Origin of the sequence: Peribacillus sp. FSL K6-5616 (genome assembly GCF_038008245.1) — a bacterium.
GTDB lineage: Bacteria > Bacillota > Bacilli > Bacillales > DSM-1321 > Peribacillus > Peribacillus frigoritolerans.
Window position 1 is genome coordinate 412,320 of the sequence record NZ_JBBOYT010000001.1, and the last position, 19,421, is coordinate 431,740.

The 19,421-nt window shown below is 39.8% G+C and carries 18 protein-coding genes; 16 read left to right on the forward strand and 2 right to left on the reverse strand.

The genetic code is table 11. The annotated features are described in order from the left end of the window. The first annotated feature begins 112 nt into the window (after positions 1-112). Positions 113-1,471 (forward strand): IS1182 family transposase, encoded by a 1,359-nt coding sequence (locus tag MHB45_RS02020; protein ID WP_072272405.1) that lies wholly within the window; start codon positions 113-115, stop codon positions 1,469-1,471. Between the two features lie 554 nt (positions 1,472-2,025). On the opposite strand, the gene MHB45_RS02025 is transcribed toward MHB45_RS02020, so the two are convergent. Further along, positions 2,026-3,429: a sigma-54 interaction domain-containing protein gene (locus MHB45_RS02025; protein WP_318285036.1), complete on the reverse strand. Its 1,404-nt coding sequence runs from the start codon at positions 3,427-3,429 to the stop codon at positions 2,026-2,028. 314 nt (positions 3,430-3,743) lie between these two features. On the opposite strand from MHB45_RS02025, the gene speB reads away from it, so the two are divergent. The 15 genes from speB to MHB45_RS02095 all read left to right on the forward strand — a co-directional run bounded on the left by speB (position 3,744) and on the right by MHB45_RS02095 (position 18,849). Beyond that, the gene (gene speB / locus MHB45_RS02030) at positions 3,744-4,742 is read left to right on the forward strand and encodes an agmatinase (protein WP_048689085.1); all 999 of its coding nucleotides are present in this window, start codon (positions 3,744-3,746) and stop codon (positions 4,740-4,742) included. A gap of 97 nt (positions 4,743-4,839) precedes the next feature. Next, entirely contained in the window at positions 4,840-6,279 is a 1,440-nt protein-coding gene (locus MHB45_RS02035; protein ID WP_048689089.1) for a sodium:solute symporter, read from the forward strand. Then, entirely contained in the window at positions 6,279-7,085 is an 807-nt protein-coding gene (locus MHB45_RS02040) for a class II aldolase/adducin family protein (protein WP_260088742.1), read from the forward strand. The genes MHB45_RS02035 and MHB45_RS02040 overlap by 1 nt, the downstream gene beginning before the upstream one ends. Before the next feature lie 89 nt (positions 7,086-7,174). Then, positions 7,175-8,164, forward strand: coding sequence for a D-2-hydroxyacid dehydrogenase (locus MHB45_RS02045; protein ID WP_048689095.1), 990 nt, complete (start codon positions 7,175-7,177; stop codon positions 8,162-8,164). A 156-nt stretch (positions 8,165-8,320) separates the two neighbouring features. Then, positions 8,321-8,413 carry a putative holin-like toxin gene (locus tag MHB45_RS28180; protein ID WP_220126990.1) on the forward strand — a complete coding sequence of 31 codons (93 nt, stop codon included), beginning with the start codon at positions 8,321-8,323 and terminating at the stop codon, positions 8,411-8,413. Positions 8,414-8,672: 259 nt separating this feature from the next. Further along, the gene (locus MHB45_RS02050; protein WP_048689098.1) at positions 8,673-9,245 is read left to right on the forward strand and encodes a TetR/AcrR family transcriptional regulator; all 573 of its coding nucleotides are present in this window, start codon (positions 8,673-8,675) and stop codon (positions 9,243-9,245) included. 61 nt (positions 9,246-9,306) lie between these two features. Next, positions 9,307-10,734 (forward strand): MDR family MFS transporter, encoded by a 1,428-nt coding sequence (locus tag MHB45_RS02055; protein WP_048689101.1) that lies wholly within the window; start codon positions 9,307-9,309, stop codon positions 10,732-10,734. A 190-nt stretch (positions 10,735-10,924) separates the two neighbouring features. Beyond that, entirely contained in the window at positions 10,925-11,983 is a 1,059-nt protein-coding gene (locus tag MHB45_RS02060; RefSeq protein ID WP_373689715.1) for an alkene reductase, read from the forward strand. A gap of 108 nt (positions 11,984-12,091) precedes the next feature. Then, a complete protein-coding gene (locus tag MHB45_RS02065) occupies positions 12,092-12,415 on the forward strand; it encodes a hypothetical protein (protein ID WP_142398465.1) in 324 nt (107 codons plus the stop codon). A 151-nt stretch (positions 12,416-12,566) separates the two neighbouring features. Next, positions 12,567-12,725 carry a YjcZ family sporulation protein gene (locus tag MHB45_RS02070; protein WP_072272451.1) on the forward strand — a complete coding sequence of 53 codons (159 nt, stop codon included), beginning with the start codon at positions 12,567-12,569 and terminating at the stop codon, positions 12,723-12,725. Positions 12,726-13,086: 361 nt separating this feature from the next. Then, positions 13,087-13,767 carry a carbonate dehydratase gene (locus tag MHB45_RS02075; RefSeq protein WP_260088739.1) on the forward strand — a complete coding sequence of 227 codons (681 nt, stop codon included), beginning with the start codon at positions 13,087-13,089 and terminating at the stop codon, positions 13,765-13,767. 711 nt (positions 13,768-14,478) lie between these two features. Then, positions 14,479-15,777 (forward strand): hypothetical protein, encoded by a 1,299-nt coding sequence (locus MHB45_RS02080; protein ID WP_338566916.1) that lies wholly within the window; start codon positions 14,479-14,481, stop codon positions 15,775-15,777. Positions 15,778-15,952: 175 nt separating this feature from the next. After that, positions 15,953-17,140, forward strand: a complete 1,188-nt coding sequence (locus MHB45_RS02085; protein WP_063596679.1) for a M20 family metallopeptidase — start codon at positions 15,953-15,955, stop codon at positions 17,138-17,140. Positions 17,141-17,152: 12 nt separating this feature from the next. After that, on the forward strand, positions 17,153-17,353 hold the full coding sequence (locus tag MHB45_RS02090; protein WP_053344651.1) for a DUF3311 domain-containing protein: 201 nt from the start codon (positions 17,153-17,155) through the stop codon (positions 17,351-17,353). Then, positions 17,350-18,849: a sodium:solute symporter family protein gene (locus MHB45_RS02095; protein ID WP_048683428.1), complete on the forward strand. Its 1,500-nt coding sequence runs from the start codon at positions 17,350-17,352 to the stop codon at positions 18,847-18,849. Before MHB45_RS02090 ends, MHB45_RS02095 begins: the two co-directional genes overlap by 4 nt. Before the next feature lie 317 nt (positions 18,850-19,166). On the opposite strand, the gene MHB45_RS02100 is transcribed toward MHB45_RS02095, so the two are convergent. Continuing rightward, on the reverse strand, positions 19,167-19,295 hold the full coding sequence (locus tag MHB45_RS02100) for a hypothetical protein (protein WP_258832991.1): 129 nt from the start codon (positions 19,293-19,295) through the stop codon (positions 19,167-19,169). Positions 19,296-19,421 lie beyond the last annotated feature (126 nt).

Sequence of the window (19,421 nt, forward strand, 5' to 3'; positions counted from 1 at the left end):
GAGTCTCGTACCTTCCGTTCCAATCAACTTTGTCTTACCTTTTAGATAGAACACTTTTGCCTGGAGTCATGTTTGTTTTAAAATAGAAGTATTAAAACTTGAGGTGATGAGGATGCTTTCTAAACATGATTCTATTCAGCGAGATCAACTTGAAATGATTACTTTAGATCAATTGGTGCCACCGAACCATTTGGTTCGTAAAATGGAGGCTGCCATTGACTTCACTTTCATTTATGACTTGGTGAAAGATATGTATTCAGAGGTAGGACGCCCAAGTATTGATCCAGTTATTTTAGTTAAACTGACTTTCATTCAATATACCTTCGGTATTCGTTCCATGCGTAAAACGATTGAAGAAGTTGAAACCAATATGGCTTACCGTTGGTTCTTAGGCTATGGTTTCCATGATAAAGTACCTCATTTCTCTACGTTCGGGAAAAATTATGAGCGACGCTTCAAAGATACAGATCTGTTTGAACAGATTTTCTATCGCATTTTAATGACAGCTGCTAATAAAAAGTTAATAAGTGCTGAACACGTTTTCGTGGATTCCACACATGTGAAAGCCAGTGCGAATAAACGGAAATTTGAAAAGAAAATCGTTCGTAAAGAAACACGAGCGTATCAAGGACGTCTTCAAGAAGAAATCAATCAAGATCGTGAAAACCATGGAAAAAAGCCTTTTCCACCAGATAAATTTGATAAAGAAGAGACCAAAGAGATTAAAGAAAGTACAACGGATTCTGAGAGTGGCTACTATGTGAAAGATGAACGAACAAAACAGTTTGCCTATTCATTCCACGCGGCCGCAGACCGCAACGGTTTTGTATTGGGAACGATTGTAACACCTGGAAATACACATGACAGTCAGATCTTAGAGCCACTAGTTGAACAAGTGATTGAGAAAGTTGGAAAACCGGAAGCCGTTGCCGCAGATGCAGCTTATAAAACACCAGCGATTACAAGCTACCTATTTAACAAAGAAATCATACCGGCTTTACCTTATACACGTCCTCGCACCAAAGAAGGATTTTTCCGCAAACAGGACTATGTATACGATGAACATTTTGATTGTTACCTTTGCCCTTCGGGCGAAACTTTAAAGTACTCAACAACAAATAAAGAGGGCTATCGCGAGTACAAATCGCCAAAACAAATTTGTACAACATGCTCATTTTTATCTCGGTGTACAGAAAGCAAAGACTGTCAAAAAGTGGTGACACGGCATATCTGGCAAACACATGTGGAAGAAGCAGATCATCTGCGTCATCATCAAGATGTAAAACCTATATATGCAAAACGTAAAGAAACGATTGAGCGTGTATTCGCAGATGCAAAAGAAAAGCATGGTATGCGTTGGACTACTTTAAGGGGACTTAAAAAATTGTCGATGCAGGCGATGCTTACTTTCGCTGCCATTAATTTAAAGAAGATGGCCAATTGGACATGGCAAGGTCCAAAAATGGCCTAACATAGTGGGCTCGTAGAGCCCCAATCTCTAAACTTTAGGCGAAAATTCAAAGGGAATTTCAAAAGGGGTTCAGAATTTTTTAATTCCGAACCCCTTTTGTCTACAAACTGTGGCTTCCTTTTATGGGAGCCTTTTTACATTTCGACCAAAGATGAAAAAAAACCACATATAGTGGGGTTGCCAAACATACTAAGAGGGTTTTTCAATGATGTAATTGTACATTAATCAGCAGGGGATATAATATCCCTTAAGCTAATTGGTTTAGTGGCTACCGTTGTCTTAACAGGTGGGGGATCTGCAGGAGCTTCACTGATGATCATCCGTTTGAAATAATGTAAGCTGTAACATTAAAAATGGAAACGTGATATTGTGAATCCCATTCAACTTGAATGGGGATTTTTTTGATGGCCTTTATATTGGAATGGTCGATAATCTTCATACGTTTCACTTCGAATTGCCGGCAAATATTAAAAAGCGCCCTTAGCTTGAATAGCATCTATGGCTAAAGACTAAGGACCATTCATGGTTTACGGGGGATTTCAGTCCAGATGAATTTACAAATACTTTTTGTATTTCTTTAATTTATAGATGACTGTTGGCTGGCTGATGCCCAAATGTTCTGCCATTTCGTATGTGGTTTTACATTTTTTCCATGCTTTTGCAATCAATTGCCTTTCAACGTTTTCCAATGTCTTCTTTAAATCGAAATTCTCTTCACATTCCTGTTCGATTGCGAGGAAGGTGGAATCTTCAGGGGGGTCCACTTGCCCTGTGATGGATTGTGGAAGGTGTTCGGGAAATATAATTGGCTCTTCGATGGTCAGGATTAACCGTTCGATTAAGTTTTCTAATTCCCGTATATTTCCGGGCCAATGATAATGGGTCAAAACTTCATAAGTCGATGGATGGATTTTTTTGTATTTCTGGTATTTATCATTGGTTTTTTCTAAGTAATGCTGAATTAAGAGAGGGATATCTTCTTTACGTTCATGTAATGCCGGAATTTGGATGGGAATCACATTCAAACGATAAAATAAGTCCAATCTAAACCTACCTTGACTTACCATCTCCTTCAAATCTTGATTAGTTGCTGCAACAAGGCGGAAGTTAATATGGTTTTCTTTTTTTCCACCGATGCGCTTTATCTTTTTCTCCTGCAGTACTTTCAGTAATTTAGCTTGCATGGCAAGTGGGAGTTCCCCAATTTCATCCAAGAAAAGAGTACCGCTGTCAGCCTGCTCGATCAGGCCTTGCCTCCCTTGCTTATTTGCCCCTGTAAATGATCCCGGCTCATAGCCGAATATTTCTGATTCAAACAAACTTTCCGGTATCGTGCTGCAATTCACTTCGATAAAGGGTTCTTTTTTTCGGTTGCTTTGGTCATGAACAGCACGGGCAAAAGTGCTTTTCCCTACCCCGGAAGGTCCTAATAAGAGAATCGTGGCATCGGTTTTTGAAACATTATGGATCGTTTTTAAAATATGTTTCGTTTCATTACTTCTGGCAATCAGATAATGGTAATCCAGTTCCTTTTCTCTTAAATCCTCGACTTCCGTTTGATAGCCTTTAACTTTTCGTTGTAATTGTTCAAATTGATCCTTCAATTGCAGGATCTCGGTTTGATCCTGACCATAGCTGATTACCCTAACGAGGTGTCCTTCCTTATTAAAAATGGGATAGCCAGTCGACATGACAACATGACCCGTCTTTGTTTCTTGCATTATGCGTTTCGCTTTCTTTTCCTTTAAAACAATCGCATTGATGGAAGGTGCAAGAAGGCCCTCACTTTCTAATTGATAGACGGAGGTACCGATATAAGAGTCACTTTTCATACCATAAATCTCCCAAAGCTTTGGGTTGGAATATAAAATGATTCCATCTTGATCGGTAATGAGAATGTTATTATTCGATGTTTCAATAATTTTATTTAGTTCTTCCTCCAGCATATCATCGTACATACGTTACGCTCCTTTGGGTTTTGGGATGCTGTTTAATTAAAATATAAATCAAAAAGTCTAAATAATCAAAAAATAAATCAAAAAACAAGAAAATGATTAAGTTTTTAATCATTTGATGAAACAAAATAATGAAAAGCCTTATATACCGCAGCGAAATAGTTGGCCTGAATCTTGCTTATGTAAAAGGTAAGAAGAGAATTTCAAGGGTGTTATGAATATCCATTCTATTAGAATAGATGGAAGTTTGTATGACATCTGCAAATGCAATGGAGTGAAAAAAATAATAGTAGAATTAGAATTTAGGAGGATGTTACATGACGAAGTATCAACCGAAAGACTCATTCAAATCACCCCGTTTTTGTGGAGTGCGTACGTTTATGCGGCTCCCATTTGTTGAACAGATAGATGAAAATATGGATTTTGTCATTACGGGAATTCCATTTGATTCCGGGCAATCATTTAGGACGGGTGCTAGATTCGGACCAGAAGCCATTCGCGATTTTTCAATCCTTTTACGGCCTTATAATCCAGAACAAGATATTAATATTTTTGACTATATATCAGGAATTGATTATGGCGATGTTCCGATCATCCCGGGGTATATTTCGGAAACATATAAAAAGATCGAAGAAGAGCTTACCCCCGTCATTGAAAAAGGGATCATTCCGATTTCATTGGGAGGCGATCATTCCATTACACTAGGGGAGTTACGTGCAATCGTAAAAAAACATGGACCCGTTGCCCTGCTTCAGTTCGATGCTCACTCTGACACTTGGGATAGTTATTTTGATCAAAAGTATAATCACGGAACCGTTTTTCGCCGCGCAATAGAAGAGGGGCTCATCGATGTATCGCGATCTCTTCAAATTGGTATGAGGGGCGGTCTGTACGGACCCGAAGATCTTCAGGATGCCCGGGATTTAGGTTTGGGAGTTTACACGACAAACGATTATAAGCGTATCGGGGTCGAAAAGATGCTAAGGGTCATTCATGAGCGTGTTGCGAATGGTCCGGTGTTTTTATCTTTTGACATTGATTTTTTAGATCCGGTTTATGCTCCGGGGACGGGGACTCCAGAAGTTTCCGGTGCCAGCATTGATGATGCTTTAGCCTTGGTGAGAGGATTGACGAATATAGATTTTGTTGGATTCGATCTTGTTGAGGTTTTACCATCATACGATCACGGACAAATCACGGCTGCTGCAGCCGCTAATATTGTCTATGAATTCATCACACTCATCGCACTCGCAAAAAAAGGGAAAATGGAGAAGAAAGAGAGAGTAGGAGATTTGGAAACGCAGCTTAATAATTAGTTTCCTCATTTCTATAGAGAAGGAAGGAAGCGGTAAAGTCCTTTCTTCCCTCTTTACAAGCGATAAGAACAATACAAGCCCAAAAGGAGATGTGTACATGCATATTTTGGATATATCGATCATGATTCTATATTTTTCTGTTTTAATCATTGTGGGAGTAATCGGATCCAAACGGGCAAAAACAGCAGATGATTTCATTGTGGCAGGGCGCAATCTTGGTCATTTTATGTATTTATCCTGTTTAGCTGCTGTGATATTAGGGGGGGCTTCCACTCTAGGAACAGCAAAGTTAGGTTATCAGTTTGGGATATCCGGTATTTGGCTAGTGGTGATGATCGGGCTCGGCATTATCGCTATTGGGCTGTTTTTAACAAATAAGATATTTAATTTAAAAGTATTGACGATCAGTGAAATGCTTGAGAAACGCTACAACTCTCAGACAAGATTGATCAGTGCCCTTGTCTCTGTTATCTATACATTCATGCTGACTGTAACGCAAGTGATTGGGATGGGGACAATTTTACATGTTTTGGCTGGCTGGAATTTAACGGTTTCCATGATAGTCGGAGGCGGGATCGTTTTATTTTATACAATATTAGGAGGTATGTGGTCAGTCACCATGACTGATGTCGTGCAATTCGTCATCATGACGATCGGTATTTTCTTTATCATGCTTCCGATGAGCATCTCTAAGGCAGGAGGGTGGGGCTCGCTTAAAGAAAATCTCCCAGCATCACATTTCGAGTTAGGGAACATTGGCGGAGAGACGATTTTTCAATATTTCCTATTATTTACCCTCGGGGTAGTTGTTGGCCAAGATATTTGGCAGCGTCTATTCACCGCACGAACCAAAGCTGTTTCTCGTGGCGGAACGATTGGAGCGGGGTTATATAGTGTTTTTTATGCGATTGCAATCAGTATCATTGGAATGTGCGCTTTTATTATCCTTCCTGATTTAGGCGATCCCCAAAATGCATTTACCAGTATAGCGATGGTAACTTTACCTGCTGGTCTATTAGGGGTTGTCATTGCGAGTGTGGTATCAGCCCTAATGTCCACTGCTTCAGGAACTTTGCTTGCTTCCTCCACTTTAGTTGTTAATGACATCATTAAAAAATATATTGGTCCAAAAATGAGTGAACGACAATTTTTAAAAACATCCCGAATAACAACTTTAACGATTGGTGTATTGGCCATCATCGTTTCGATATGGATTCAAGATATTTTAGTTGCATTGGATGTAGCTTACGCAATTTTATCCGGTGCTGTGTTCTTTCCGATCATCCTTGGTTTCTTTTGGAAAAGGGTCACGGCTACAGCGGCATTTTACTCGATTCTCGCCAGCATGATCGTTATCATTGTCGGATTGGTGATTAATGGACCTTCCTCCACTCAACCAATTCTGTACGGGCTCGCTACTAGTTTTGTCGTCATTACTGCGATCACTCTCCTAAGTTCCAATAAGGATCATAAGAACGAAAGTGAAGTAAAGCAAGATATAAAGAGCAAAGCTGACATGGACACCTTGGCTAATTGATGTTTCAGCAAAAAAACGGAAAAAGATTCGAGGAGGAACGAGATATGACAAAGACAATTTCCCTGCAACCGGCAACATTCAATACTATGGAAGAAGAACGTGATCACCGGAAGGAACGTTTGGCAGCTTCATTCCGCCTTTTTTCAAAGTTTGGTTTCGATGAAGGGATAGCCGGCCATATTACAGTCCGTGATCCTAAATATACAGACCATTTCTGGGTCAATCCGTTTGGGATGCATTTTAGTCAAATTTCCGTTTCGGATCTTATATTGGTTAATCATAAAGGTGATATTGTAGAGGGTGAACATTCCGTTAATGGTGCAGCCTTTGCCATTCATTCTGAAATTCATAAAGCGCGGCCGGATGCGATTGCAGCGGCACATGCTCATTCGGTCTATGGAAAGACATGGTCTTCCTTAGGGAGACTGTTAGATCCGATTACTCAAGATGCCTGCCAATTTTACAATGATCATGCATTATTTGATGATTTTACAGGCGTGGTTTATGCATCCGAAGAAGGTAGGCGCATTGCTAAGGCTTTAGGTCAATACAAAGCTGTCATCCTCCGCAATCATGGATTGTTAACGGTTGGCCAATCTGTAGATTCAGCTGCTTGGTGGTTCATAACGATGGAACGTTCATGTCAAGCACAGATAATGGCTGAATCTGTAGGTAAGCCGATTTTTATAGAAGAAGAGTATGCAAAATTGACAGCAGAACAAACGGGAACGGAATATGAAGGATGGCTGAGTTTCCAGCCTCTGTGGGAAAGGATCAGAAAAGAGCAACCAGATTTCTTGAAGTGACCATGAAGCACGGCTTGGTATAATCCCAAAGGATTGCCTTCCCATAAAAGAGGGAAAAAGGAATCGTAGGTTCTTGAGGAGGTTTAATAATGTCCGCTTCTAAGAAAACAGCACCTTCACTTTATATCAGAGTCGATATACCGGAAAAATACATCAATCAGTTTAAGGAGATTTGTTCAGAAGTTGTTGTCGAGCCATGGGAATTCGGCGAACCCGAACCACAGCCAACAGTTGATATAACACAGTTTGATGTCCTATATACGCTGGGGCTTCATGATAATCTTAACATTATAAAAAAAGCTCCAAAGATTAAATGGGTCCATTCAGACAGTGCTGGAGTGGAGGCCATGCTGAATGAAGATATACAAAACAGCGATGTCATCATCACCAATGTCAAAGGCTGCACATCTGTCCCGATAGCCGAGCATACAATTGCGATGCTATCTTCGTTAGCAAGAGGCGTACCGACAATGATCAGAAATCAAATAAACAAAACGTGGGTCGAAATTCCAGTGAAAGATCTCGAGAATGCGACAGTGGGGATAATTGGGTATGGTGATATTGGCTATGAGATAGCAAAGAGATGTAAAGCACTGGGTATGACCGTCATTGGGTGCCGCCGGAACCCCTCCAAGAGGAACACGGAATATGAACCTGCTGATTTTATAATGGGAATGGATCAAGTGGATGAGGTCCTTTCCAGGTCCGACTTTGTCGTCTTGGCCCTTCCGTTTACAAAAGATACATCATACTTTTTTAATAAAGAACGCTTAAATAAAATGAAAAAAGGCAGCTACGTAATCAATGTCGGCCGAGGTAATACGATTGTTGATGAAGATTTAATTCATTCCTTGAGCAATGGGCACATAGCAGGAGCGGCTCTGGATGTGTTTGAAGTAGAACCTTTACCTAAGGACCACCCTTTCTGGCAGCTGGAAAATGTTATGGTTTCCCCACATAATGCTTACAACTCTTCCAAGCACCTAGACCGCGTGATGGAATTATTCCTGAGAAATTTAAAGCTTTTTTCTGACGGTAAACCCCTAATGAACGTTGTAGAAAAAAAACTTGGTTATTAACAGCGATCGATCTTTTGAAAAAAAATTCGAATGGAGTACAAGGGCAGACCCTGATTGGGTTTGCTTATTTTTGTTTAAAAGCCACTGCTTCATTCTTTTTCTTGTATAGGACAATCTCTGATCAGGAAAAGCTGGATATAAGGAGGCGATGTATGAATGGGTACTTTCGAAGTTATTTCCCTGATGCTAAGCTTTGGCATGTTTGTAATTGCTATTCTTGATTTCAAAAATCATGACAAGAATCCTTGATAATATTGAGGCAGGCCGATCTGTTTGATTAATAATGGAAGCGTTTTAAAAAATTCCAGGTTGTTTAAAGAAGGTATTGATTTTCTCGATTTTTTAAACTTGCAGAGAACACCATTATGAGGTGTTCTTTTTTGTTTTGTTTCCAATGAGTTTTAATCGATATTCCATGCATACATAAGTTTCATCTTTGACAAAACAATGATATACAAGTATAGTCTCTAATAGACCGGTTGATATAATTTCAAGGAGTGATCCAGCTATGGCAGAGAAACGAAACTCGAAAGACATTCTTATTGAAGCTGCTTCCAGACTTTTTCGTATACGTGGATATTACGGTGTGGGGCTTAAGGACATTATTGAGGAAAGTGGTATCCCAAAAGGTTCGCTGTATCATTATTTTCCGAAAGGCAAAGAAGAATTGGCGATCGAGGCGATTATTCATACAAAAGATTTCGTGATAGATGAAATTAAACGGGGGTTTGATGAAATTGAAGACCCTATTAAAGCCATTCAGTCTCATATTTTTCATTTATCCGAGGTTTTTGGTCATAGTGAAAATCTATTAGGACTGCCAATCGGGACGATTGCAGCGGAAACATATACGACGAGTGAGCAGATAAGAATGGCCTGTCAAGAAGCGATGGAAGATTGGCAATCCATTTATGTGAAGAAATTACTCGAAGCGGACTTCAGTGAGAAACGGGCTAAAGAATTGAGTATCGTAATTAATGCTTTGATTGAAGGCGGTATCCTTTTATCCTTAACGGCGAAAAACGGGGAACCTCTCCAAGCCATTGCGGAACAGATACCATTATTGCTGATAAATAAATAAGTCATGCGGAAAAATTATCTTAAGCTTAGGTCGAACAGTTAGTAATTGGAGGAATTATTTTATGTCAGCAGATGCAACACAGCAACAAAACCCAGTCATTAGGACGACCCCTATATTAATTGCATTTTTAATTGCAGGGTTCATCGGGTTATTCAGCGAGACGGCATTAAACATGGCGCTGGGGGATCTAATTCAAGAATTCAATGTCAGTCCTTCAACCGTGCAATGGCTAACAACGGGTTACCTATTGACATTGGGGATACTGGTTCCCGTTTCGGGACTCTTGATTCAGTGGTTCAATACTCGTCAATTATTCATTGCCTCAATGGTGTTCTCCATCATTGGTACGCTCATTGCAGCAATTGCACCCGGGTTCGGCATCTTGATGCTAGCCCGTGTCATCCAGGCAATCGGAACGGGTCTTTTATTACCTCTCATGTTCAATACCATTTTATTGATTTTCCCTATTCATAAAAGGGGAGCGACGATGGGATTGATGGGGCTGGTGATCATGTTTGCCCCAGCCATCGGGCCGACAGTTTCAGGCTTGATTATTGAAAATCTAAAATGGAATTACATTTTCTGGGTGTCTTTGCCGTTCTTTGTGATCGCTTTACTATTCGGTCTCAAGTATATGCAAAACGTTTCAATAATCACCAAACCTAAAATCGATGTACCATCCATTATTTTATCGACCATTGGTTTTGGGGGAATTGTTTATGGCTTTAGTATTGTCGGAGAGCAAGGATGGAGCAATGCGATCGTTTTATCCTCGATCATTGTTGGACTTATAGCATTATTCCTGTTTGCTGTGAGGCAATTCAATATGGATAAACCGATGATTGACTTGCGCGTTTTTAAATACCCGATGTTCACGTTAGGGTTAATAACAGTCTTCATCACCTTCATGGTCATCATGTCATCCATGATTCTCTTACCGTTATACCTGCAAACCGGGCTTGCATTAGCTGCGTTTTCTGCTGGACTGGTACTATTGCCGGGTGGAGTGCTTAATGGTATCATGTCTCCGGTTACGGGGCGCATTTTTGATAAGTTCGGTCCAAGAGGGTTAGTGGTTCCAGGCTTCATTATCATGATTGTCATGTTATGGACTTTGACGAACGTAACGACTGAAACGACGATCATAATGGTAATCGTCATGCATTCCCTCCTTATGATTGGTGTTTCGATGGTCATGATGCCGGCCCAGACAAATGGCCTGAATCAACTGCCAAAAAATCTTTATCCGGATGGAACGGCTCTAATGAATACATTGCAACAAGTATCGGGGGCCATCGGTACAACCGTTGCCATTACGATCATGTCAGCATCCCAAAAAAATTATATGGCAAATGCAGAAGATCCGTTCGATCCATCTGCCATTAGCGGTTCATTGACTGCAGGCGTTCAAGATGCCTTTATTTTCGGCCTTGTCCTTGCAATCATTGGTTTGATCGTATCGTTTTTTATCAGAACAGCACGAGACTAATAAGATAAATTAGCCAGCAGGGAATGGAGTTTCTCTGTCTGGCTTTTTTGCTGGTCTTTATTACCATATTTCATCAAAAGCGAAAAAGTCAGAGTGAATTATTTGAAAATTAACCACTTTTCGGATAATCTTACACAATGAAAGTTACTAAAATTCAGCTCAGGTAAAGCGGTTAACAGGAGGAACTCAAATGAAAACAATAAAAACCAAAATGTTTGAACCTGTAACAATAGGTGCATGGAACTTAAAAACAAGAACGGCAATGGCTCCTATGACTCGGTCGTTTGCCGATAACGAAACTGGTGTTGTGAATGACCTGACCGTAGAATATTACCGAAAGCGGGCTCAAGATGGAATCGGACTCATCATTACTGAAGGTGTAGTGATTTCACCAAGAGCAAAGGGCAATCCTGGGGTTCCCGGAATATATACTCAAGAGCAAATCGACGGGTGGAAAAAAGTAACGGAAGCAGTACACGCAGAAGGCGGAACGATTATTGCGCAAATCTGGCATGTGGGCCGTGCAAGCCACCATGAAATTGCAGGAGGACTTCCTCCGCAGGCCCCGTCACCTATCGCTGCGGAAGGTAAGGTTTCACGATTCGGCAAACCTTTTGGCATTCCTGAAGAAATGACAGAGACGGATATTGCTGAAGTTGTGGACCAATATAAACAAGCTGCAAAGAATGCAATGGATGCTGGTTTTGACGGCGTTGAAATTCATGGTGCACATGGCTACTTAATAGACCAGTTCAATTCTGACACCTCCAATAAAAGGACCGATCGGTACGGTGGTGATTTAAAACAGCGTCTGACATTTATGAAGGAAGTGCTAAAAGCAGTTATTGATGCGGTAGGAGCGGAACGTACCCTTATTCGTTTCTCGGCTTTGAAAATTGACCAGCCGTCTTATATGTGGGAAGACCCTGAAAAAGCGATCCAAACATTTATTGAAGCGTTCAATGAAACAGGAGTCAAAATGATTCACCCATCCACGATGGAATTTACCAAACCGATTGCAAGAGGATTGACCATGCATGAATTGGTACGCAGCCACTGGGATGGAATCATAGTCGGTGTGGGGGGGCTTGATCCTGAAACAGCAGAAGCAGCACTGGAAAAAGGCATCATTGACGTTGCGGCGATTGGCCGTCCGCTTATCGCCAACCCGGATTATCTGGCACGAATCAAGCAGGATGAAGGACTTATTGATTACGAGGCAAAGAAACATTTAGGGCAACTGATTTAATAGCGATAAGATAAAAGGCTGGCTTGTTCTTTGACAGGACACCGTAGCAACCATACTTCATTTTCTAAAACTGATGCGATTCTTCTTCAAGAAGGGTCGCCTTTTCTTATGAACATAGAAGGGGGAGTGGATGGTATATCGATGGAACGTATCATGGTTATCGGAGTGTCCGCGGGTGTCGGAAAATCTACTTTTGCAAGAAGACTTGGAGATCATTTGAATATCGAGGTATATCATTTGGATACATTCTACTGGAAACCTGGCTGGGTGGAGGCTCCTTTAGAGGAGTTTATTTCTGCTCAGAAGAAGGTATTGAGTCATGACAAGTGGATCATGGAAGGCAATTATAGTCATTCTTTTAACCTACGTTCGGAGCTAGCCGATACGATTAACTCTCCGTGTTTGCCTTTCACCTCGGGGAAGACCTCGTAAAATTTATATGTTAAAAAAGTAACACCTCGACGTTCTTGGTAAACACGTAAATGAAATTCGGTTTCCGGTGAGATTATTGTGCCAATATCCCAATTAGAACATAAAGTAAAGGAACCCATTTAATTAATTCCTCCTTAAAACAAATAAGGAGATGTTTCTATTGTCAAATTGTGATTCTGATAACGGTGTTGGTGGATTTGGTGGAGGTTTCGCTTTTATAGTCGTATTGTTTATACTCTTAATCATTGTTGGAGCTACTTGTTATGGTAGCGGTAATGGCGCGGTCCAAGGATATGGCGGTTTCTGCTAAAAGCTCACCCGCTGTAACGAACAGAGTAAATAAGGCTAATTTAAGGAGAATGATCTTTGTTTAAACAGGGGTCATTCTTTTTAATTCCATTGATATCTGTATTGATTGTGGTATATTTCACGTTTTAGATCCCCAGTGGCGAAGAAACTTCGTGATTCTTTTGGTTGATTTACAAACTGGCAGGTGCATAACAGGATCGATAGGTATTATCCTTAGTTACTAACACGCGAAATATCTATTTCTATACCAAGGCAAAAACTAAAAAATTCTATCATCTGTACTGTAGGAAAGGGATGGATATCTCCACCCATCTTCCTGCATAAAATGATTAAGCCCGATAGATTGTGAGGGAGGTAATTGCTTGGTTGAAAAAAAAGGAACAAACATCTCTTCTAATAACCAATCTCACTGTTTTGAACCATTTATAAGCCCCAACCCCATTACTTCATTAAATCCTGTTCAACGCTTTCCTAAAATTGATAAAACAGCATTTGTCAGTCAGTTTTCCAGTGTCATAGGTGATGTTACCATTCGTAACAATGTCTATGTAGCGCCTAATGTAAGTATACGTGCGGATGAAGGAACTCCTTTTTATATAGGATCCAATTCAAATATACAGGACGGAGTAATTTTACATGGATTATTCAATAAAAGGATTTTAGTTGGGACAAATGGCTATTCAATATTCATTGGAAATGAAGTGACCATTGCTCATGGTGCGATTGTCCATGGGCCTTGTTATATTGCAGATAAGGTATTTATTAGTTTTAATTCCATTGTTTATACGGCAATTGTAGGAAGAGGCGCATTTATTTCTTATAATGCAGTAGTAACAAATGGCGTTCGAATACCACCTGGTAGGTTTGTACCGCCAGGAGCTCATATTGATTCACAAGAAAAAGCGGATGCACTTTCAACAGTACCTAAAGATAGTAAGGAATTTGCACATGAAGTTCAACGAGTCAATCATGAATTCCCCGCATCTTATCACCTGTTATTTGGGAAAAATCGTTGCTCCTGCGGATTTGCCTATGACCAGTGATAAGTATGGCTGGATCGGGTCATTCGTAGAGGATTCTAGAAATGCGAAGCTGTCATTGAGGCAGCTTTTTTATTGTAATGGGCGGACATTATAATCGTACAAAAGAAGAGATGTTCCGAATAAAAGTTGTTAACAAAATAATAAATTTAAAGAGATGATGTGACTGGAGGCCCTATCCCCTTCTTTGTTTTGCATTAATATTAGGGGTTTATATAATTCTCTCTAGCCTAAAATATATGCTATTTAATGAGTTTGATTGGGCACCCCAGAGAAGCGTCTTAACAATAAAGCAACAATATTTCTTCAAAACATCTATTTAAAAAAACATAATTAAACTATTAAATAACTTTAATATCCTACTTTAAGTACATAGAGTAGTGAATCATTAACTATATTTATCCGTACAGTGATTATAGATGAATAATGTATACAACGTATTTTTCCTTCATGTTGCATGATAAAATGATACATAAGAGAAAAAATTTGGCGTGGGTATGAATGCAACTTTATATTATAGCATTGGCTACCACATTTTTCTTTTTGCTGCTGATTTGATCAAGAGGTAACAAAAAATAAAAACAAGGGCTCATACAAATTGAAATAATAGACAGCAGAAGAATTAGGATTACGATATCATGACTTGGATTAAACCAGGATATTCTACAAATAACAATGAATCTATTACAGATGGTAAAGGAAGTCGATTACTGGATGTATAAAATCGGACTTGTCGGTCTAAAAACTTCTATAGAACAAATTTTAGCCGCGGCAGAAGAATATAAACATGAGTTGGAATTCATCTCTTTGCCCTATGTAAGGACCGAAGAGGTAGAGAATATTGTAAAGGAACATGATTCACATGTACATGCATGGCTTTTTTCTGGTCCACTTCCCTATGAAATTGCGGGAAAAACACTACGTACAGATAAAATAATGGTCCATGTCCCAGCTACGGAATCTGGTTTTTATAAATCCTTTTTAGAGATGATCTATGAACAAGGGAAAATCATTGAGCATCTAAGTATCGATACTATGTCCTCAAATAATATTAGCGAAGAAGCTTTGTCACAGTTGAATATAAAAACCCAAAAGATTTATACGAAAGTGTTTGAGACAGATGTTGATACGGATGAATTGGTACATTTTCACTTGGATTTGTGGAATTCGGGAAAGACAGAAGGCGCTTTTTCTTGTTTTCCGTCCGTGTGTGAAGCTTTAAGGGAATTGGGCATTCCAGCCTACCGTATGTCGATGAGTAAGATGGAAGTGAGGCAAACGCTTCGAATTCTTTCTGAAAAAGTAAAGGCATCCTACTTTAAGGATACACAAATCGGAGTCGAAATCATTGAAGTCGAATATTTTAATAAAGTGGCAGAGGAAATGAAAACTCCATATCATTTACAATACTTGGAGCTTCGGCTAAAAGAAATGTTGATTCAACTTGGTGAAAAAATAAATGGTTCCTTTTCAGAGAAAGGGAATGGAAGATACATGATTTTTAGTTCTCGCGGCGCAATTGAACGAGAAATCATTACGCTCGAAGAAACGATTGAAAAATTGGCTTTTGAAGCAGATACAACCGTTGCAGTTGGAATTGGCTTCGGCGAGACTGCCTATTCGGCGGAAACCAATGCTTTTCGTGCTATTCAACATTCAAAAGAGATGAAGAAGCGAGAAATTGTGATTATTCAAGATGATGGCAAAATTATCGAATCACCAGGCAAAAAGAAAGAACTGCAATATGATACCCGTACCCATAATAAACCCCTTATAGAAAAGTTGAAAAACGGAAATATCAGTGTTAAAACGTATAAGAAGATATCGGCTCTCGTTCAAAGAATGGGCTGGATTGATTTTACTACAAAGGACTTAGCGACACATCTAGAGATGACAGAGCGCAATGTACGGCGAATTGTTGCGGATATGTGCGAAGTTGATTTGGCACAATGCGTTGGTGAAGAGGCTAATGCCACCCGAGGAAGGCCGAGTAAGATTTATCAATTATTATGAATTACAGGCACCCATAATTTGGGTGTTTTTTTAGTGTGAAAAAATAGTTTGGAATTTTCAAAAAATATTGTAATGAAGACCGTATGAGATTATACTCTATTTAAGGAATTTTTTCCTTAAACTAACCTAAATTAAGGGTTGCTGTGTAAAATCAAACAAAAAGGGGTTGTAGCGTATGTCTCAAACCATAATGATTCATGATTTGATCGAGGCTGTTAAAGATGAAGTGATTGCTTGGAGAAGATATTTACATAAGTATCCGGAGCTGTCTTTTCAGGAGGAAAAAACAGCACAATTTGTTTATGAAAAGCTGCAAACTTTTGGTGAATTGGAAATTTCACGTCCGACAAAAACGAGTATAATGGCTCGTTTGATCGGTCAGCAGCCTGGGAAGGTCATTGCACTTCGGGCAGATATGGATGCGCTTCCAATTGAAGAAGAAAATGATTTTGACTTTGTGTCACAGAATTCAGGAGTCATGCATGCTTGCGGACATGATGGGCATACGGCGATGCTGCTTGGCACAGCAAAAATTCTTACACAGTTAAAGGATCAAATTAAAGGGGAGGTGCGCTTTTTATTTCAACATGCTGAGGAACTGCCGCCTGGTGGAGCTCAAGAAATGGTGAGAGCCGGTGTGCTGGATGGGGTGGATATGATCATTGGATCCCATCTCTTGTCGACTCTTCCTTTAGGGAAATTTAGTTTGGGTTACGGTCCAGTGATGGCTGGAGCCGATACTTTTAACATTACTGTGGTGGGTAAAGGGGGGCACGCCTCACAGCCTGAACTTACCGTCGATCCCATAGCAATTGGAACTCAGGTTGTATCAAATCTCCAGCACATTGTTTCGAGGTATCGAGATGCCCAGGAAGCCCTGGTGATTTCAGTGACTCAGTTCCATGCGGGAAGTGCGATTAATGTTATTCCAAGTAAGGTGAGCATTGGTGGATCAGTTCGCAGCTTCAATCCGGAACTGAGGGAAGAAATCCCGAATTTTATCGAACGGATAGTAAAAGGGATTACTGAAGCGCATGGAGCTACTTATGAATTCGATTATCAGTTTGGTTATGCTCCTACCATTAATGATGAAGAAGTTACCCGATTGATGGACGAAACAGTCTGTGAAATATTTGGTGAAAAAAGTCGAGAAATTTCAAAGCCAATTATGGGAAGTGAAGACTTCTCTGCTTTTCAAAAAGTAGTTCCGGGATCTTATATTGGAATAGGAGCTCGTAATGAAGAAAAAGGGATTATATATCCTCACCATCATCCCCAATTTACAGTCGATGAACAGGCTCTACAAATTGGGGTGAAGTTATTTGTTCATGGGACTCTAAAAATGTTAAATCTAACTTACTAGGGGGTTAAGAGTTTGAAAAAAATATATTGGCTCGGAATTATCCCGTTTCTTGGCTTTATTGTGGGCGCTTTGTTTACAAATAAAGTAACTCCCTATGTTCTGGGTATGCCATTTTTTCATTTTTGGATTGTACTTTGGTCTGTGCTGACCACAGGTATAATGGGGATTATTTATCTACTGGATCCTGCTAATCAGAAGGGAGATTCAAGATGAACATTGCCGTTTTTTTCATCCTGTTTTTTTTCGTCATTTCCGTTTTGATTGGTATCCAGGCTAAAAAAGGGAAAGAAATGAACTTGGAACAATGGTCAGTTGGAGGTCGCGGAATGGGAGCCCTATTGATTTTCCTCTTATCCGCAGGTGAAATGTATACTACCTTTACATTTTTGGGTGCAAGCGGATCGGCTTATGGGGAAGGCGGTTCCATCTTTAGTATCGTGACATATGGCTGTCTGGCTACAGTCATCTCCTATTGGACATTTCCGGCAATTTGGAGGTATGCAAAGAAACACAAATTAGTTTCCCAATCTGATTTTTTTGTGAAAAAATATCAAAGTCCATATCTTGGTGTGCTTGTTGCTGTAATAGGTGTTATAGCTTGTACTTGCTACTTAGTCCTGCAATTGAAGGGTTTAGGATATATCGTTTCTGCAACATCCTATGGGGTCATTTCTTCTACAGCTGCCATTTGGGTTGGAGCAATTGGTGTTACCATTTTTGTAATGGTTTCTGGTATTCACGGTTCTGCCAGGACAGCTATTTTGAAGGATATTCTGATTCTTGGCGTTGTTGTATTTTTAGGAGTTTATTTCCCACTTCATTATTATGGCGGTCTTCAACCTATGTATGAGGCCGTTGAACAGGCAAAGCCGAACTATACCATACTTCCAAATCAGGGAATGAGCGTTTCATGGTATATATCGACCGTTGTATTAAGCTCTATTGGATTTTATATGTGGCCGCACGGGTTTTCTCCTATTTATGCTGCCTCTAGCGAGAAAGCACTGCGAAAAAATGCAATCCTAATGCCAATGTACCAATTGATTTTATTGTTCGCCTTTTTTGTCGGGTTTGCAGCGATCTTACAAATGCCTGGATTAAAAGGCGGCGACGCCGACCTTATCTTGCTGCAGCTTTCTAAACAAGAATTTGATCCATGGTTTGTAGGCTTAATCGGTGGTACTGGCGTGTTAGCCGCTCTAGTCCCAAGTTCCATGCTGTTGATGTCTATATCAACATTGCTTGCGAAAAATGTATACAGCGTATTCACTCCATCTGCAACGGAAAATCAAATTGCAAAACTGGTGAAATATTTGGTTCCGCTTATTTCTCTAGTAGGGATTTACTTGACCTTTAAAGGTGGAAACACCCTCTTTAGTCTCGCTTTAATCGCCTATAATTTTATTACACAACTTGCTCCTGCCTTTTTCGCCAGTTTGATGAGAAAGAATTTTGTAACCAAACATGGAGCATTTGCCGGGATAATAACAGGAGGAGTACTAGTCTCCATTATGGAACTAGGGAACATAAAAATCAGTCAACTATTTCCTTATCTTCCTCAAGCAATAAAAGACCTGAATGTGGGTATTATCGCCCTATTTGTTAACATTGTTGTTTTAGTGGTGGTCAGTTTGATGACAAAAAACTTTACTTATACTCATCAAGATACTGATGATTTGGAGACATCAACACTAGAGCAGAAGATCTAATGCAAAAAGAATCAAATAGTTAACTCAACATGATTTTTTACATTCACTTCCGGTATAAATATGTAACACGAATTCCTTCCAATTAAAACTTTCCTGAGGGCAGTTTTGCAGCACTCCATTTACAGTTTGGAACGCTTTTAAAGAATTGGGCTTTTTGGAATCAAAGTTGGTCCAGTGGACACAGGATAATTCAATGATCGCCCTTTTTTGAAGGGGACCTTTGAGAATTGTCCTTTTTAATCTCTTTCTGCAAATAACTAAGAAGATTATCTGCAAAAAAACAACCGGTCTGAATATGACCGGTTTGTTTCATTTAGTTACTCTGATTTAGAGCTCTGATCTTTATTTCTTTTATTTCCTTTGCTGTTGTCCCCACTAACAGGGGTTTGTCCGTGTAATTGCGGCGAATTTTGGTTACGGCTGCCTTTATTGAATTTTTTTGTCATGTCTCACATCTCCTTTCTTTTTTCAAATACAGTTTGTCCCTTTTTGGAGAACTTATGTTTCTCACTTGAAAGGAACAACTTTGTAATATTTTTCATTACGGCTAGTAAGGTAGCTCAGTAGGGGGG

Bases quoted from the DNA above. Each gene is read 5' to 3' on its own strand.
- MHB45_RS02070 (WP_072272451.1), top strand. From the start codon at position 12,567: ATGTTTCTATTGTCAAATTGTGATTCTGATAACGGTGTTGGTGGATTT.
- MHB45_RS28180 (WP_220126990.1), top strand. From the start codon at position 8,321: ATGGGTACTTTCGAAGTTATTTCCCTGATGCTAAGCTTTGGCATGTTT.
- MHB45_RS02055 (WP_048689101.1), top strand. From the start codon at position 9,307: ATGTCAGCAGATGCAACACAGCAACAAAACCCAGTCATTAGGACGACC.
- MHB45_RS02020 (WP_072272405.1), top strand. From the start codon at position 113: ATGCTTTCTAAACATGATTCTATTCAGCGAGATCAACTTGAAATGATT.
- MHB45_RS02065 (WP_142398465.1), top strand. From the start codon at position 12,092: ATGAACATAGAAGGGGGAGTGGATGGTATATCGATGGAACGTATCATG.
- MHB45_RS02045 (WP_048689095.1), top strand. From the start codon at position 7,175: ATGTCCGCTTCTAAGAAAACAGCACCTTCACTTTATATCAGAGTCGAT.
- MHB45_RS02085 (WP_063596679.1), top strand. From the start codon at position 15,953: ATGTCTCAAACCATAATGATTCATGATTTGATCGAGGCTGTTAAAGAT.
- MHB45_RS02080 (WP_338566916.1), top strand. From the start codon at position 14,479: ATGTATAAAATCGGACTTGTCGGTCTAAAAACTTCTATAGAACAAATT.
- MHB45_RS02095 (WP_048683428.1), top strand. From the start codon at position 17,350: ATGAACATTGCCGTTTTTTTCATCCTGTTTTTTTTCGTCATTTCCGTT.
- MHB45_RS02050 (WP_048689098.1), top strand. From the start codon at position 8,673: ATGGCAGAGAAACGAAACTCGAAAGACATTCTTATTGAAGCTGCTTCC.
- speB (WP_048689085.1), top strand. From the start codon at position 3,744: ATGACGAAGTATCAACCGAAAGACTCATTCAAATCACCCCGTTTTTGT.
- MHB45_RS02060 (WP_373689715.1), top strand. From the start codon at position 10,925: ATGAAAACAATAAAAACCAAAATGTTTGAACCTGTAACAATAGGTGCA.
- MHB45_RS02025 (WP_318285036.1), bottom strand. From the start codon at position 3,429: ATGTACGATGATATGCTGGAGGAAGAACTAAATAAAATTATTGAAACA.
- MHB45_RS02040 (WP_260088742.1), top strand. From the start codon at position 6,279: ATGTTTCAGCAAAAAAACGGAAAAAGATTCGAGGAGGAACGAGATATG.
- MHB45_RS02035 (WP_048689089.1), top strand. From the start codon at position 4,840: ATGCATATTTTGGATATATCGATCATGATTCTATATTTTTCTGTTTTA.
- MHB45_RS02100 (WP_258832991.1), bottom strand. From the start codon at position 19,295: ATGACAAAAAAATTCAATAAAGGCAGCCGTAACCAAAATTCGCCGCAA.